The 17,387-nt window shown below is 37.6% G+C and carries 13 protein-coding genes and 1 tRNA gene; 9 read left to right on the top strand and 5 right to left on the bottom strand.

Features of this window, described 5'->3' with window-relative positions; genetic code table 11:
• Nucleotides 1-285: 285 nt before the first annotated feature.
• From rpsU to OW492_RS12455, 5 genes are all read left to right on the top strand, one after another.
• Nucleotides 286-501: a 30S ribosomal protein S21 gene (gene rpsU / locus OW492_RS12435; protein ID WP_025563760.1), complete on the top strand. Its 216-nt coding sequence runs from the start codon at nt 286-288 to the stop codon at nt 499-501.
• 18 nt (nt 502-519) lie between these two features.
• Nucleotides 520-963: a GatB/YqeY domain-containing protein gene (locus OW492_RS12440; protein ID WP_290040364.1), complete on the top strand. Its 444-nt coding sequence runs from the start codon at nt 520-522 to the stop codon at nt 961-963.
• Between the two features lie 304 nt (nt 964-1,267).
• Nucleotides 1,268-3,016, top strand: a complete 1,749-nt coding sequence (dnaG, locus tag OW492_RS12445) for a DNA primase (RefSeq protein ID WP_290040365.1) — start codon at nt 1,268-1,270, stop codon at nt 3,014-3,016.
• A gap of 97 nt (nt 3,017-3,113) precedes the next feature.
• A complete protein-coding gene (rpoD, locus tag OW492_RS12450) occupies nt 3,114-4,961 on the top strand; it encodes an RNA polymerase sigma factor RpoD (RefSeq protein WP_290040367.1) in 1,848 nt (615 codons plus the stop codon).
• 209 nt (nt 4,962-5,170) lie between these two features.
• Nucleotides 5,171-5,247: transfer RNA gene (locus tag OW492_RS12455), tRNA-Ile, on the top strand.
• A gap of 423 nt (nt 5,248-5,670) precedes the next feature.
• Here the strand turns inward: OW492_RS12455 and OW492_RS12460 are convergent.
• Complete coding sequence (locus OW492_RS12460; protein WP_290040370.1) at nt 5,671-7,338, bottom strand: sensor domain-containing diguanylate cyclase; 1,668 nt, start codon at nt 7,336-7,338, stop codon at nt 5,671-5,673.
• A 446-nt stretch (nt 7,339-7,784) separates the two neighbouring features.
• Between OW492_RS12460 and OW492_RS12465 the strand changes: the two genes are divergently transcribed.
• The 3 genes from OW492_RS12465 to OW492_RS12475 all read left to right on the top strand — a co-directional run bounded on the left by OW492_RS12465 (nt 7,785) and on the right by OW492_RS12475 (nt 10,312).
• Entirely contained in the window at nt 7,785-8,177 is a 393-nt protein-coding gene (locus OW492_RS12465; protein WP_290040372.1) for a DUF2750 domain-containing protein, read from the top strand.
• A gap of 12 nt (nt 8,178-8,189) precedes the next feature.
• Nucleotides 8,190-8,846, top strand: a complete 657-nt coding sequence (locus OW492_RS12470; protein ID WP_290040373.1) for a DUF1007 family protein — start codon at nt 8,190-8,192, stop codon at nt 8,844-8,846.
• A 98-nt stretch (nt 8,847-8,944) separates the two neighbouring features.
• On the top strand, nt 8,945-10,312 hold the full coding sequence (locus OW492_RS12475) for an L-serine ammonia-lyase (protein ID WP_290040375.1): 1,368 nt from the start codon (nt 8,945-8,947) through the stop codon (nt 10,310-10,312).
• Nucleotides 10,313-10,360: 48 nt separating this feature from the next.
• Here the strand turns inward: OW492_RS12475 and OW492_RS12480 are convergent, their stop codons facing one another.
• The 4 genes from OW492_RS12480 to OW492_RS12495 all read right to left on the bottom strand — a co-directional run bounded on the left by OW492_RS12480 (nt 10,361) and on the right by OW492_RS12495 (nt 16,253).
• Nucleotides 10,361-10,834 carry an FKBP-type peptidyl-prolyl cis-trans isomerase gene (locus tag OW492_RS12480; protein ID WP_290040376.1) on the bottom strand — a complete coding sequence of 158 codons (474 nt, stop codon included), beginning with the start codon at nt 10,832-10,834 and terminating at the stop codon, nt 10,361-10,363.
• A 137-nt stretch (nt 10,835-10,971) separates the two neighbouring features.
• Nucleotides 10,972-14,091, bottom strand: coding sequence for a multidrug efflux RND transporter permease subunit (locus OW492_RS12485; protein ID WP_290040377.1), 3,120 nt, complete (start codon nt 14,089-14,091; stop codon nt 10,972-10,974).
• Nucleotides 14,091-15,173, bottom strand: coding sequence for an efflux RND transporter periplasmic adaptor subunit (locus tag OW492_RS12490; protein ID WP_290040378.1), 1,083 nt, complete (start codon nt 15,171-15,173; stop codon nt 14,091-14,093). Before OW492_RS12490 ends, OW492_RS12485 begins: the two co-directional genes overlap by 1 nt.
• 402 nt (nt 15,174-15,575) lie before the next feature.
• The gene (locus OW492_RS12495) at nt 15,576-16,253 is read right to left on the bottom strand and encodes an NAD(P)H-dependent oxidoreductase (RefSeq protein WP_290040538.1); all 678 of its coding nucleotides are present in this window, start codon (nt 16,251-16,253) and stop codon (nt 15,576-15,578) included.
• 181 nt (nt 16,254-16,434) lie between these two features.
• On the opposite strand from OW492_RS12495, the gene OW492_RS12500 reads away from it, so the two are divergent.
• On the top strand, nt 16,435-17,346 hold the full coding sequence (locus tag OW492_RS12500) for a LysR family transcriptional regulator (protein ID WP_290040379.1): 912 nt from the start codon (nt 16,435-16,437) through the stop codon (nt 17,344-17,346).
• Nucleotides 17,347-17,387: the final 41 nt, after the last annotated feature.

Here is a 17,387-nt window from a genome sequence, read left to right on the forward strand (position 1 = left end):
AACAACCTTATAACTAAAATAATTAGCTTTTCATTAACGCTAATTAAGTAAAATAGAGAACAAAATAAAAAATGTAACGCATTCTAACGGAAAATACAGCCAAGGTGGATTTTTTTATCAAGCGTGATTATAAGCACGGATCTAAAGATCATTAAGATCTTTCTGCTTTTTTAATGAAAATTAATGCGGAATTTCTTTACATCATCCCCCAAATAGGATTAAAATTCGGCACCAATTTAAATGCACTGGTCAATTTACGACCGTAACCATAAAGGTAAGAGGCATATGCCAGTAATTAAACTTCGTGAAAACGAACCATTTGACGTAGCATTACGTCGTTTTAAACGTTCTTGTGAAAAAGCAGGTATCTTAGCAGAAACTCGTAAACGCGAATTTTTCGAGAAACCTACTACAGTTCGTAAACGTGCTAAAGCAGCAGCTGTTAAACGTCACCTGAAAAAACTTTCTCGTGATAACGCTCGTCGCGTACGTTTATACTAGAATAGATAAAGGTCTCCGATGTCTATAAAAACAAGATTACAAGAAGAGCAAAAGCTTGCAATGCGTGCAAAGGATAAAGTCCGTGTAAAGACTATCCGTTCATTAATTGCAGCTGTTAAGCAAATTGAAATTGATAATAAAATTGAACTTGATGATGACGCTGTCACGACAGTTGTTGTGAAATCGGTTAAACAACGTAAAGAATCAATTACACAATTTGAAAAAGCAGACCGAGCTGATCTTGTTGATATAGAAAAAACGGAACTTGCTATTTTAGAGGAGTTTTTACCTCAAGCACTAACTGCTGAAGAAGTAGATGCTCATATTAAACAAGCTATTGCATCTGTTGATGCACAAGGCATGCAAGATATGGGTAAAGTGATGGGAATACTCCAAAAAGAGATACAAGGAAGAGCTGATATGGCTGCAGTAAGTGGGCTTGTAAGAGCTAGCTTAAAATAGTCGTCTCGTCTTCTTGATTAAAAAAACCTCAGCTTATTTATAAGTCTGAGGTTTTTTTGTTTTAATGAAAGCTACTTTGTTAATTAATCATTAACTTTATAGTAAAGAATTTTATAATTAAGCAATAATATAAAACAGTAAATTGGATGTTAACTAATGCACCGCTTAACGCACTTTTAAAAATAAACCAAACACCAATAGTACTTTGAAAATAAATCTCATCTAATCTGAATTAAAAATACAATAATTGTGTCGTATTAAATACTGTGAGTATACTACTCCCTTTTCTCCATAGGACTCTTAAATGGCTGGCCGCATTCCAAAGAATTTCATTGACGACTTAATCTCACGTACCGATATCGTTGATATAATTGATAGCCGTCTTAAATTGAAGAAAAAAGGCAAAAGCTACCGCGCACGCTGCCCTTTCCATAATGGTAATAACGATTCCACTTTCTCAGTAAGTCCAGACCAACAGTTTTACCACTGCTTCAACTGTGGTGTAAGCGGTAATGTTGTCTCCTTCTTGATGGAATATGATGGTATCGAGTTTGTTGATGCGGTAGAAGTTTTAGCAGAGCAATTATCCATTGAAGTCCCGCGCGAAGAGTCTGGCAGTAATCAACCTGCAACGACCTATGTCGATAGAAAAGACTTATATCAATTAATGGCAGACATTACGCGCTTTTATCAACAACAATTACGTACACATAAAAACAGTGAAAAAGTCATTAACTACTTAAAAAGTAGAGGCTTATCTGGCGCAACAGCGAAACACTTCCAAATCGGCTATGCACCAGACGGTTGGGATGAAGTACGTAAAAAATTTGCTATCAATAAACAAACAGAACAACAACTTATTGATGCAGGCATGTTAATCAGCAAAGACAATGGCGGCAGTTACGACCGCTTCAGAGACCGCTTAATGTTCCCTATTTTAGATAGGCGAGGACGTGTCATTGGCTTTGGCGGTCGGGTATTTGATGATACAACACCAAAATATTTAAACTCACCTGAAACACCTATTTTCCATAAAGGGAAAGAGCTATACGGCTTATATCAAGCTAAACAACATAGTAAAGAGATACAGCGTATTTTAGTAGTCGAAGGCTATATGGATGTAGTTGCCTTAGGGCAATTTGATATTCATTATGCCGTCGCCTCTTTAGGCACCGCAACCACACCGGACCATATACAACTTCTATTCAGACAAACCAGTGAAATTATTTGCTGTTTTGATGGAGACAAAGCTGGGCGAACAGCTGCGTGGAGGGCTCTTGAGAATGCCCTTCCCTCAATCCAAGATGGTCGAACAGTACGCTTTATGTTCCTACCAGATGGAGAGGATCCAGATAGCTTAGTACAAAAAGAAGGTAAAGCGTTCTTCGAAAAACTCGTCGACCAAGCGATGCCTCTTTCTGACTTTTTGTTTCAACAATTGTTAACACAAGTGGATATGACGAGTGCCGATAGCAAATCAAAACTTGCACAATTAGCTATTCCGTTATTAACTAAGTTACCTGACTCAGTATTTAGACAGATGATGGAAACGCGTTTAATTAGCTTATTAGGTATTGAAAAAGAAGGTTTACAAAAATTATTACCCGCGGCACAAAAAGTAGAAAAGAAACCAACTTCGCAAAAAATAACACCAATGAGACTGGCGATTTCATTATTGCTTCAGCATCCTCAAATGGCTTATCAGTTGGCTGAAATACCTGAATTTAAAGAGATACAAATACCGGGGTTAACTCTTTTAAATACACTACTTGAAATTTGTAGAGACACACCCCATCTCTCTACAGGACTGTTATTAGAACATTGGCGTGGTCAACCCGAAGAAAAACAATTAATTGCCTTAGCAACTTGGAAAAACCAAGTTGATGAACATACATACGAAGAAGTATTCTTCGATATATTAGATAACTTTTTATCTTTACACCTTACGCAACGTATTGAATTTTTGAAGCAAAAATCAAGACAGGGCGAAGTTTTAACAACAGAGGAGACAGTGCAATTAGCACAACTTCTCAAAGAACAAAAACAACATTAATGGGATTGGCATAAAATTCAATTTAGGCGTATAATCGAGCGCTTAGATTTTTTCCCATTTACACCACATTTTACGACTAATTTTTTGGATGGTACCTATGGCCCAAACACCTCAATCGCAGCTTAAAGAGCTGATCATTAAAGGTAAAGAAAATGGTTTCTTAACCTTCGCAGAAGTGAATGATCACCTGCCGCAAGATATCGTTGAGTCAGAGCAAATTGAAGATATCATTCAAATGATCAACGACATGGGTATTCGCGTTGTTGAGACTGCTCCTGATGCTGATGATCTAATTCTATCTGGTACAGATAACGATGAGCCAGATGAAGATGCTGTAGAAGCTGCTGCGCAAGTATTAGCAACAGTAGAATCAGAAATTGGCCGTACCACTGACCCAGTTCGTATGTACATGCGTGAAATGGGTACTGTTGAACTACTAACACGTGAAGGCGAAATTGTTATCGCTAAGCGTATCGAAGAAGGCATCAAAGAAGTACAAAACTCTGTTTCTGAGTATCCTGCCACTATTCGTAACTTATTAGATAACTACGACAGCTACGAAGCTGAAGAAATGAAACTCACTGATTTAATCAGTGGTTTTATTGACCCTAATGATGATATGACTCAAGCGGTAAGTGCAACTAACATCGGTTCTGAATTATCTGAATCTGATTTAGCTGATGACGACGTAGATGATGTAGATGACGACGAAGAAGAAGAGGAAGGCCCTAAAGGTCCATGTCCTGAAGAAGCGGCAGAAAAATTTGCAGAGTTACGCCGTTTAAATAATATTGTTGAAAAATCTATCACTAAAAATGGTCGTAAACATGCTGATACATTAGCTGCGATCAACGAACAAGCTGAATATTTCCAACAATTTAAACTAATTCCTAAACAATTTGACCGTATGGTGAAATTGATTCGCGGTAATATGAATGCAGCTCGTGTTCAAGAACGTTTAATCTTAAAAATCTGTGTTGAACAGTGCAAAATGCCAAAAGCAGAATTCATTAAACTGTTTAAAGGTAATGAAACTAGCAATGCATGGTTAGAGAAAGTCTTAAGCGGTGATCAAGCTTACGTAGCAGGCATTAAAGAAGCTGAAGAAGACCTAGAACGTTGTATTCGTAAGATGTTAGCGATTGAAGTTGAAAGCACATTAAGCATTACCAACTTAAAAGAAATCTCTCGTGCAATGAGCATCGGTGAGACTAAAGCGCGTCGTGCGAAGAAAGAGATGGTAGAAGCGAACTTACGTCTTGTTATCTCGATTGCTAAGAAATACACCAACCGTGGTTTACAATTCTTAGATTTAATCCAAGAAGGTAACATCGGCCTAATGAAAGCCGTTGATAAATTTGAATACCGTCGAGGTTACAAATTCTCAACTTACGCAACATGGTGGATCCGTCAAGCAATCACTCGTTCAATTGCTGACCAAGCACGTACTATCCGTATTCCTGTACACATGATTGAAACGATTAATAAACTTAACCGTATCTCTCGTCAAATGTTACAAGAGATGGGGCGTGAGCCACAGCCTGAAGAGCTAGCAGAACGCATGATGATGCCTGAAGATAAAATTCGTAAGGTATTAAAAATCGCTAAAGAGCCAATCTCAATGGAAACGCCTATTGGTGATGATGAAGATTCTCACTTAGGTGACTTCATTGAAGATACAACGATTGCTCTACCGGTTGATAGTGCAACAAGCGAAAGCCTTAAAAATGCAACAAATGATGTATTAGAAGGTTTAACAGCTCGTGAAGCGAAAGTACTACGTATGCGTTTTGGTATTGATATGAATACTGACCATACTTTAGAAGAAGTAGGTAAGCAGTTTGATGTTACACGTGAGCGTATTCGTCAAATCGAAGCTAAAGCACTTCGTAAACTACGTCACCCAAGCCGCAGTGAACAGCTACGCAGCTTCTTGGACGAGTAATCGAGACTTGATTTATAGGCTAATAGAAATCCTACTTCGGTAGGATTTTTTATATCTAAAACGAAAATAAGCATCAGTTATTCAATGATAAAAACCATATAAAATAAATATTTAAGAATGCTAAGCCAATAGCGATGATTTAATAAGCAATCAAACTGAATAAACTAGACAGCGAAATAAGTAGCTTATATAATCAGCGCACAAATTAAGGCCCTTTAGCTCAGTTGGTTAGAGCATACGACTCATAATCGTCAGGTCCCCCGTTCGAGTCGGGGAAGGGCCACCATATATAGAAAGGTTAGTAGGCGTATTGCTTACTAACCTTTTTTATTGGTGCTACACCTATGCTACATTTACCCTGCTTTATAACCTCTATGTATTCTTCATATCACCCACTACAATACAGATTGAATATAGCTTTAACGCTAAATGAATAATATGAGTCGTATACATTCTATTAAATAAATACTCTCAATTTAGCTTAGTTAAAATGGCATTGTGTAAGGCAGAAGTTGAGCAAGGCTAATCGCGTTAATCTTTATGGGCGATGGAACGAAGGTGTTAATTCGTATGCTTGGTATAACACTAATCAAGCGTAACAACCTTGCTACTGATTAGTTGTTTAACCGAATTTAATGAAAAGCGTTTTGAATTAGTCAAAAGAGATGAACTCTCAAGTAACTAATTCAAATTTAATTAAAGTATTTAGTCAGCTATCCTTGATCTGACTGTCATCGATAACCGTACGATTTCGCCCCATCTCTTTAGCTTTATAAAGTGCATCATCTGCTCTATGTAACCAGTCTTTAAACTCTTCATCATGCCTTATGGTGGCCATACCAATACTAAATGTAACTTTATCGACGGTATCAAATTTCATATTAGCGATATTTTCACGCATTTCATCCATATGTTTAAAAGCGCCTCTCGCCGTAGCTCCCCATAATAAAATAACGAACTCTTCACCACCCCAGCGACAGATCAGATCTTCAACACGCATGTTAATGGTTAACTCATTGGCAAAGCGACATAACACTTCATCGCCAACATTATGCCCATAAGTATCATTAATTCGTTTAAAGTGGTCAATATCTAGTATCGCAAGTGTCACCGGCGACTTATGTCTTCTTGCACGAGCAAGCTCTTTATCAAGTAAACGACTAAATGCTCGACGGTTATATAAATGAGTTAATGGATCCTTAGAAACTAACTCTTCAAGTTGATCATTCTGCTCACTCAATAAAGAGTTTTTCGTGGCGATCTCTTGTGTACGTTGATTCACCATTTTTTCTAAATGCATAGTATGAGTACGTATTTTTCTGAAACTACTATCAAATGCTTTAGACAACTGCCCTATTTCATCTTTTGAATCAATACCATGAAAATATTCACTATTACTATTTACAACGCATTTTACTTCTCGAGTTAATTTAACAATAGGTTTTGTCACTTTATTCGCTAATTGACTAATGAACACTAAAAATACAACCATTAACAGTACAGCGATAATGATTACATTATATAGAATTTCATAAATACCTTGAAAAATTTCAGATTCTTTAGTTGTTACGTATAGCACCCAGTTAGGAAGGTATTTGATATGCGCATAAGTGACTATTTTAGACTCATCTAGTACCAAATCCATATAGCGACCGTAGCCATTATTCTTTAATTTAGCTTCTTTCACTATTTCATTAAAACCAGGGTAGTTCGGATTTTCTTCAGTAGTTGCCCTATTTTTCATAATAAATTCAGGGTTGGGATGAGAAACGAGTAATCCTTCCGTATCAACTAACCAAGCATAACTGCCTAAACCCAATTTAATAGAGGCTAATTTTTTAGGCAGAATATCAATAGGTACTGCAGCAGCTATTGTTCCACTCCATTCATTTTTCTCATTACGAATTGGCACTGAAACCATAATTACCGGCTTAGTTTCAAAGCTAGTATTGACAGGATTACTTATATTAAACTCTTTATTATCCCAATCCTTACCTTTTAACAATGATGGATGAACCGCTTTCATTCTATTGTAATTTGCATCGGTAAGGTTTAATGCTTGGTCAATGTAAATAGCATTAATAAAGTTATCTCCGCCGGCCTTTATTAACCTTTGCAATAATCGGTGAATAGTTTCTTGATCATTATGTACAGGTTCAAAATCACCACTCAACACTTTTAGCATTGCAACATATTGGGCAAACTCTTGGCTTAATTTAGTGGCATGCATTTGTGATATTTCAGTAGAAGTTGTTAACTCCAACTCTAACATTCTATCTTTTTCATTAATGTATACTGTTAATAAAAGTAATGATGCAAATGCAACAATAACAATAGAATAAATAGTAATGATCTGGGCTTTAATACTATGAAACATAATGACCTTAAAATTTAATTAGTAGGCAGATACTTAGCATCAGATTTAAAATGAAGATATATTTATTAATTATCGACCAAATAAAAAAATACTTAACTTCAAATAACAGGTTTGACGTGATTTAAATTATCTATGGTAGATATTACATAAAACATACAATTATGGTTATTAAGAACCACTTTTATTTATGTAAAGTTTCATGTTTTATAGATTAAAAGTGATATTCAGCACTTAATCTTGATAATTTTAACATTTGCCTACACCTTAGACATTGTTTTTTTTCAGTTACAGCTTATAAAAGAAAGTATATTACTCTTACTATTTAATCATTAACCATCTAAGTAACCTATCAAAATACAATAACTTTAATCAATCTCAGCTAGCAAAATCTTCCATTTACTTTAAGCTAGCAATGTACTTTATTAACAGAGCGAATAGGACAATATATGAGCGATTTAACGCCACAACGTATTAAAGAAATTTTAAAATTTGATGCTCAACAACGGTTTCAATACTTATGTAAAGAAATTCAAAAACAACAAGAAGTATGGTTATTAGTTGATGAGCATGGCTGTGTAATGCTTAATACGGAAGATGAAGATTGTGTGCCTGTATGGCCTAATAAAGTATTTGCTGAAGACTGGGCGACAGATGAGTGGTCACACTGTACAGCACAAGCCATTGATTTAACAACTTGGTTTTCACGCTGGACACCCGGCTTAACAGAAGACGAATTATCTATCGTGATTTTCCCTGATAACCAATTAAATGGCATTATTTTGTTCCCTGAAGAGTTTGAGCAAGAACTTACGCCTAACTCAAAACAAAAACGCTATTAATAAAACCTTAGTATGTACTTTTTTATCACAAAAAATAAAAGCCTCTGGTGCCGTAAAATACTCTTTATTATAGCGCTGCTATTACCAACGCTTTTATCGGCCCATCCACACGCATGGGTTAATACCAACACTTATTTTGAAACTCACGAGGCACATATTAGGTCGCTCCATATGACTTGGTCATTTGATGCAGATACTTCGGCTTATATGCTACAAGGTGAAGATGTAAGCCCAGATAACCTTGAAGCTACACTACAAAAACTAACAAAGGCTGTTATCGCTAACCTGTATAACGAACACTATTTTACTTATTTATACGACGGTAATACGCCAGTAAAATATAAAAGTGCGATCCACCCACAAATGGTGAAAGATAAAGATAAGATAGTGCTCAGTTTTGAACTTCCGTTATCTTCACCTATTGCTTTTGCAGGAAAAAACTTCAGACTTTATATTTACGATGAAACCTATTTTGTTGATATGTCTTGGTTAAATAAAGGTGATGTACAGCTATCCGAGCAACTTATCTCTGCTTGTAACGGTGAAATAGTAGAGCCTAAAGTGTCAGACGCACAGAGAGCTTATACATTAGCACTGGCTGCAGATGTAACACCTGATAATACCTTGGGAAGATACTTTTCACAGCAATATAAACTCAATTGCCAATAAAAAATATCAGCATTATAAATTAACCACAATAACCTCAAACAAGTGCCTTGGATGTCAACTATCTAAGGCGAGCTGTTGATAATGTTAAGGAGTATTTAATGCTATCCATTTTCGATATCTATAAAATTGGTATAGGTCCTTCCAGCTCGCATACCAGTGGCCCAATGCTAGCAGCTTATTTATTTGCAACTGAAAATAAAGCACAAGCAAAACTAATCACCTCTATCACTGTTCAACTATATGGCTCTTTATCTCTTACAGGTAAAGGACATCATACAGACAGAGCAATTATATTGGGATTAAGTGGCTATAAACCAGACACCATTAAAGCAGCAACTGCAAAGGCACTTTTGCAGAAAACCTCTGAACAAAAAACATTAACATTTCTTAATCACACACCTATTGCATTCGATCCTGCGATTCATATTGAATTTCATAAAACCAGCTTACCTCTGCATGAAAATGCGCTTCGTTTTCTTGCTTACCAGGGAGAAACACTACTTGACTCAGAAACCTATTACTCCACAGGTGGTGGGTTTATTAGCACTGAACAACAATTATTAACCCCGACTGAGAACACTGAGCGTCAAGTCCCCTTTCCCTTTAATTCAGCGAATGATTTACTAGCGCAAGCAGATAAAAATGGATTAAGTATTGGCGGTTTAGTATTGCAAAACGAACTAACCTTTACCAATCAACAAACCCTAGACGCAACGGCTGAAAAGATCTGGAAAGTAATTAGCCTCTGTTTAGAGCGAGGATTAACCAGTGAAGGTATTTTAGAGGGTGGATTACAAGTGGTAAGGCGAGCACCTGCATTATTAAAAACCTTACAAGCAAACGAAGGTATAGATAATGATCCAATGAGTGCTTTAGATTGGGTTAACTTATATGCTTTTGCAGTGAGTGAAGAAAATGCAGCAGGAGGGCAGGTGGTGACCTCACCAACTAATGGTGCAGCAGGAGTAATTCCAGCCGTATTGATGTATTACCATAAATACCTACGCAAAATTGATACTACGCAGCTTAAAGACTTTTTAGCAGTATCCGCTGCGATTGGTATGTTATATAAGCGCAATGCGTCTATTTCTGGTGCCGAAGTAGGTTGCCAAGGAGAAATAGGTGTTTCCTCTTCAATGGCAGCTGCTGGCTTAACCGCAATCCAAGGGGGCAGTAATGAACAAGTATGTATCGCTGCTGAAATAGCCATGGAGCACTCTTTAGGTATGACCTGTGATCCAATAGGAGGTTTAGTACAAATACCTTGTATTGAACGTAATGCCATGGGCGCAATGAAAGCGATTAATGCATCAAGAATGGCTTTGAAACGTAACAGTAAATCCCTTATATCTCTAGATAAGGTGATCGCGACTATGTACCAAACAGGGAAAGATATGAATAAAAAATATCGTGAGACATCACAGGGAGGTTTAGCGGTTATTCACATGGCACCGCCTTGTGAATAGGCACAACAATACACCTCTCATGATTAAAGGTGTATTGTTATCAAATCATTATGGATTAATTTTTAGTAATTCAACATCAAAAATCAATAATGAACCAGCAGGAATTTTACCTGCACTACGATTACCATAAGCAAGTCGACTTGGGATAAAGAAACGGAATTTATCACCTTCTACCATTAATTGTACACCTTCAGTCCAGCCCGGAATCACTTGGTTTAAACCAAAAGAGATTGGCTCACCACGTTCCACAGAACTGTCAAATACAGTGCCATCAATTAATGTACCATGGTAATGTACTTTAACTTTACTCTTTGCTGTTGGGTGCTCTGTTCCTTCACCTTTTTCTAACACTAAGTACTGTAAACCTGAATCAGTACTAACAACGCCTTCTTTCGTTGCATTTTCAGCTAGGAAGCCTTGCCCTTTTTGGATGTTTACAGGTGCATCTCTCCCTGAAGTCATCGATTGAAAAACAAAAAATGCCACGATTACAATCGCCACAATTAAAATAAACTTAAGCATGATAAACCCTGTTTTATTAATTAAAGCCCAGAGGGTACTAAATTTTAGAAAGGAGTTTAAGAACAATTTCTCTGCGAATATAAAAAAAGCGAGAAGTTGTTACTCTCCTCGCTTTTTAGCATCACTTTATCATTAACTTATACTGATTTATCTTGCTTTGACATTGCTTCACTCAAACGCAGTTCTTCATTTAACAATGCTTCAACATGGCCCGGTGAATGCGTACTCCCGGAAATCAATCGATACATGGCCGGAATAACAAATAATGTTACGATTGTAGCAAAGGCCATTCCGAAGAACACCACCGTCCCCACTGATATACGACTTTCAGAGCCTGCTCCGACAGATAAAATCAATGGAATGGAGCCAGCTAAGGTAGTAAATGCCGTCATTAAGATCGGACGAAGTCGACGCGCAGCAGCATCAATAATAGCAGTATCTAAGCTCTTACCACGGTCACGTAACTGATTGGCAAATTCTACAATTAAAATGCCGTTTTTGGTCACCATGCCAATCAGCATGATCATGCCAATTTGACTGTAGATGTTCAGGCCTTGATTCATTAACACCATACCAATGAAACCACCTAAAACCCCCATCGGTACGGTAAACATAACGACGAGTGGATTAATAAAGCTTTCAAACTGAGCTGCTAATACTAGGTAAGCCACCAGCAATGCCAACCCAAAAACAATTAACACACTGCTACTATTTTCACGGTACTCCTGTGATTCACCAGTGTATGAAACGGTAATATCGCTTGGAAATAGTTCGATAGCTTTGGCATCCAAATAATCTAACACTTCACCTAATGATTTACCTTCCGCTGCACTACCACCAAGCGTAATAGATTTCTGCTTATTAAAATGCGATAGGCGACTAGCAGACGCGACTTCTTCAATATCTGCTAATGTATCTAATGTAATCAATTCACCATCTTTAGTGCGCATGTAAATTTGGCTTAAATCACTCACATTATTAAAGCTATTTTCATCGCCACGTAGGTAAACATCATACTCTTCACCACGCTCTACATAAGTAGTATCACTCTTCCCCCCGAGCATCACTTCTAAAGTTTCAGAGATTTCATCTAAGCTAACGCCTAATTCTGCAGCACGCTCTTTATCCAAAGAAACTAACAATTCAGGTGTTTTTTCTGAATAATCTAAATCACTACCAACAACCATCCCATCAGCTTCTGCTTGTTGTCTTAATAGCTCAGCGTATTTACCTAACTCACTATAATCAGAACCGCCTAAAACAAACTCTACTTGATCGCTAGATCCGCCACGGAAACCAGGTAATAAAGGTCGAACCCGAATATCAGGTAAATCATCTAACGTTCTCTTCACTAACCCTAATGCCTGATTAGCCGAAACGGTACGTTCATTCCAATCCTCTAGCACCATGATAACAAAGCCCGTTTGATCTCCGGCATTGCCGCCAAAAGCAGGTGCTTGTGTACTAAAGGATCTAATCACGCCTTGTCCCAATAAAGGTAATAGACGTTCTTGGATTAAATCCATATTCGCAGACATACGATTAAAGCTGGTGCCTTCTGCGGCTTTTACAAAGGCAAAGATAACCCCCCTATCCTCTTTCGGTGCAAGTTGCGATGGCACTTGTTTCATCAAGAAGTAACTGCCCGCGATACAAGCAAGAATAACCAAAGGTGCCGCTAAACGTAATTTAATGGCATAACCTAAACCCCCACGATAAACGCCCTCTAAACGTGAGAATTGTTTATCCACCCAACGATTAAAGCGATTTTGTTGCTGATGCTCCTTGAGCATTTTACTGGCTAAAACCGGAGTTAACGTCAATGCGATAAACGAGGAGAAAATCACCGACATTGCTAATAACACAGAAAATTCAGTGAACAATAATCCAACCATGCCATCCATAAATGAAATAGGTAGGAAGACCATCACCAAAACTAACGTTGTTGCTATTACTGCAAAGCCAACCTCTCTGGTGCCTTTATAAGCAGCCATTAACGGTTTTTCACCTTGCTCAATATGGTGAAATATATTCTCCACCACTACAATCGCATCATCCACCACTAAGCCTATCGATAAAATAAGCGCCATTAAGGTAATAAGATTGATCGAAAAACCAAAGTAATAAGCGGCAATGAAAGCAGAAATCAGAGAAACAGGTACAGTGATCGCAGGAATAATGGTTGCTCGAGCTTGACCAATAAAGATATATAACACCAAGACCACTAACCCTCCGGTGATTAATAGCGTGTTATATACTTCATCAATGGAACGCTCAATGAATACCGTAGAATCATAATTTAATTCTAACTCAGTATTTTCAGGTAAGAATTGTTGGATTTTATCAACTTCAGATCGCACTGCAGCGGCAACATCTAAAGGGTTTGCATCGGTTTGTGTAACAACCCCTAAACTGATATTAACAATGCCATTATTTTTAAACGCAGAGTTCTCATTTTCAGCCCCAACATTTACTTCTGCCACATCTTTTAAGTAGATAGGAGTACCGTCGTTAGCACGACGTACCACTAAATAATCAAAGTCCTCAGGCTGTGCATACAAGCGCGCAGTTCGTACTGACATAACTGTTGTATCATTGCGTACTTCGCCGCCGGGGCTTTCTACATTTTCAGCTTCTAATGCAGAAAGAATATCATTGACAGTGACAGATCTCCCTGCCATTAAATCCGGCAATAACTTAACGTACATGACTTTGTATAAACCACCAGTCACATTGACTGAACTCACTCCACTGATTAAGCTGAATCGATCCGTTAGAGCACGCTCGGCGTAATCGGTTAGTTGAGTTCGGTCCATGGTTGAGGACCTGAGATTAATGTATAAAGAAGGCTCCCCAGAACCGTCATCTTTTGACACAATTGGCTCATCAGCTTCATCTGGTAAGGCTCCTTCCGCTTTAGCAACGGCATCTCGTATATCACTCACCCCTTCGGTAAGATCCCAACCGATATCAAAGGTGACAGTAATACGCGACATACCATTACGAGTGACCGATTCTACTTCGTCAATGCCACTGATACCTGTCACTTGATCCTCGATCACTGACGTCACCTGACTTTCCATGATGGTAGCACTAGCACCTTCATAACGAGTAGTAATCGATACCACTGGACTTTCTACATCAGGCATCTCTCTAACAGCTAGCTTTTCAAAGGAGACAATCCCAAAAACACAAAGTAATAGGCTCATTACAATGGCCATTACCGGTCGTTTTACTGATACATCGGATAACCACATTATTTGTTATCCTTCTGTAACGCATTAACATTCACGGTGGTTTCACCGGCTTGCTCTACTGTACTTAAATCTTTAATAGTTAGTCCGTCACGCATATTAACCAGACCTTGCACAACAATTCGCTCACCAATCTCTAAACCTGATGCAATCACAGCCTGGTCTCTAATACGGGGACCTAATACTACTTCTCGACGAGATACTTTATTATCGTCACCAACGACATAAACAAAACGTTTAGTGCCTGAATACTCTAAAGATTGCACAGCTATAATAGGCTCATTAACGGCATTAAACACTAAGTTCGCAGACATCAACATACCCGGTTTTAAAAACTCATCTTTATTATCAAAAAGTAACCGAACACGTAAATTTAATGTATCTGGATTAATACGAGAATCAATCGCAACCACTCTACCTACAAAAGGTTGATCCCCCCAAGCACGTGTTTTAGCTGATACTTCCATGCCTACTTGTATTTTAGAAAGGTAACGTTCTGGAACAGGTAAATCTAAGGTCATTTCGGAAAGGTTATCTAGTGTCAAAAGCGACTCGCTAATTGCAACCATCTTACCTTCGCTAAAATCTAATAACCCTATGGTGCCATCAAAAGGTGCAGTAATATTGTGATTATCAATAAACACCTGTGCGGCTAATAATCGAGCTTTACCGATTGCAACGACTGAAGCTTGGCTATCTAACTCTGTTTGCGTGATCGCTTGTTTACCGATAAGACGCTGATAATCTTTTAAGGTACGTTGCTCATTGGCTAAATAAGCTTTTGCTTCAGCTAATAATGCATTGGCACCAGCACTATTCAACTTTATAAGCAGCTGACCCTTTTTAACTTTTTGATTAGCTTGCACTGCAATTTGGGTTACTTTGGCCGCAACCTCAGACTCGATGCTCACATACTCCTTAGCTTGTAACTTTCCAATTAAAGATAAGGATTCTGATACTTCATAAGCACCGACTACCTCGCTATAAATAGGCACTGCTGGAGAAGGCGTGAGTGCCATAGCAAAACTGCTAAATAGACTCAGTAAAAAACTTATTAAGATAAAAACTGGGTTGAATTTTTTCATTTTATTTCTTCTATTTAAAGTGAGGTAAAAGCGTATAGGTAGTGTTTATAACAGCTAACACCAATAAAATTAAGCGAATGATCTTAATTGTCATCAATGGTATTGCATTCATCATAAAGTAAAAACCGGAAAAGATTGTGAAGAAAATATGGAGAAATTGTAACAAACGTTACGCAAAACAAGGGAGGTAAATATTAAGAGGTAGTTGCAAAGCTTAATTTGATATCAATCAAGCGAGCTAACTGTTCTAGTTTGCTTGATAAAAAACTGATTGAATATAATTAGTATTAGCACTAAAGAACGGGTTACAAATTGATTCAAAAGTGTCAATAATGACTTGAAATGATATCACTTCAAGTCATTATTTTTATAAAAGACCTAACTGTTCAGAAACTTAGTTGATTAAAGAACCGTTAATACATCTGATAATGCTAGGCGTGTTTTAGGTAAACTAAAATTGTAATCTTCAGAAGCATGATGGTAACCAATAACCAATGCAACGTGACATTCGAAACCATTTAGCTCTTCAGCGAATATCTCACCAACGAGTTCATGGTCAATGCCTTCCATAGGCGTTGAGTCAACTTTCAAACGCGCCAATGTATGCATTGCATTACCTAATGCAATATAAAGCTGTGCTTTAGTCCATGCACTGTTATTGCCTTGCTGGTCAGTATTGCTCTCAGCAAAATGGAATCCACCAAAGGCTTTTTCTCTATTTTCTAATGCAGTGCGTTTATCCTGTATACCTTTATCAACGACTTTTGCATAATCAGCACGGGTATAAGTTGGATTGTGTGCAAATAAAATAATATGCGAACTATCAAATATTAGGTGCTGATTAAACTGATGTTTATTGGCAAAAGAGTCATGCATTCTCTGTTTTGCAGCATCACTTTCAATCACAATAAACTTCCACGGCTGAGAATTAATTGAAGAAGGAGAAAGACGCAAACTTTCATACAACACCGCTAAATCCTGTTGTGACACTTTCTTGCTAGGATCGTATTTTTTGGTTGTATAACGTGTCGCTAAATCACTAATAATTTGCTCGTGCGTCTCATTTGTTGTTTGCTTCATAGACATACCTTTCGTCGTACTTAAATCAAAGAATTTAATATTCATAACACCAGCGATGTTACCGATATAAAAATAAGCTGGATTCATAGACCCACTGCTAGTTTATAAATACATTGTACGCTTGATTATTTTATTTGATAATAACGAATAAATTTGAATAACTTTAAAATTATTTTTGAATATGTATCATTTAAACGACCTGAAATTGGCGATTCGAATTGCCGATCTGAACAGTATTTCTGCTGCTAGCCGAGAATTAAACTTAACGCCAGCGGCAGCAAGCGCTGCACTTAAACGCTTGGAGAAAAGGCTAAACTGCCAAATATTTATTCGTTCCACGCGAAATATGCAATTAACCGAAGAGGGAAAATTGTTCATTGAAAGCAGTAAAGACGCCATTCAAATATTGGAAGTCGCCAGTAATACGTTAAACAACAATAATGACCAAGTGAGCGGTGATATAGGGTTAAGTGTGCCATCTGACTTAGGTCGCAATATAGTTAGTCACTGGCTAGAAGAATTTTTATCCGCAACACCTTCAGTCACCATGACGCTGCATTTAAGTGATCACAACAGTGATTTAATAGAGCAAAACTTACAAATAGCATTACGTTATGGGCATTTAGCAGACTCGCCATTAAAGCGTAGATACCTAGCTTCATCACCACGTTATGTGGTTGCCTCGCCAGATTATATTAAACAGCATGGTCAACCAAACAGTCCTGCCGAGTTACAACAGCATCGTTTATTAAACTGGAATTTAGGCAAAAACAAACAACATATATGGAAATTTCAAAAAGATAACCAAGCATTAGATCTTCGTATTGAGCCAGCTAAAACCACCAATGATGGCGCACTGTTAAGGGAATGGGCGATTGCCGGCCATGGGATCGCCTATAAAAACTGGATAGATATTGCTAAAGATGTTGAACAAGGCAGATTGATCATTTTATTAAAAGAGTACCGCAGCGAAGATGTACCAGTGCAGCTAGTCTACTTACAAACTGAATATCCAAGAAAGAAGTTACGCATGGTAATCGACTTTTTACTGCAAAAATTTAACGAGTTTAGTCAACAATATCCGTGCCCTTAACAAGCATTAATAATATGCAATACTTGTCAAGGACACTCATT

Origin of the sequence: Psychromonas sp. 14N.309.X.WAT.B.A12 (genome assembly GCF_030397575.1) — a bacterium.
Taxonomy (GTDB): Bacteria; Pseudomonadota; Gammaproteobacteria; order Enterobacterales; family Psychromonadaceae; genus Psychromonas.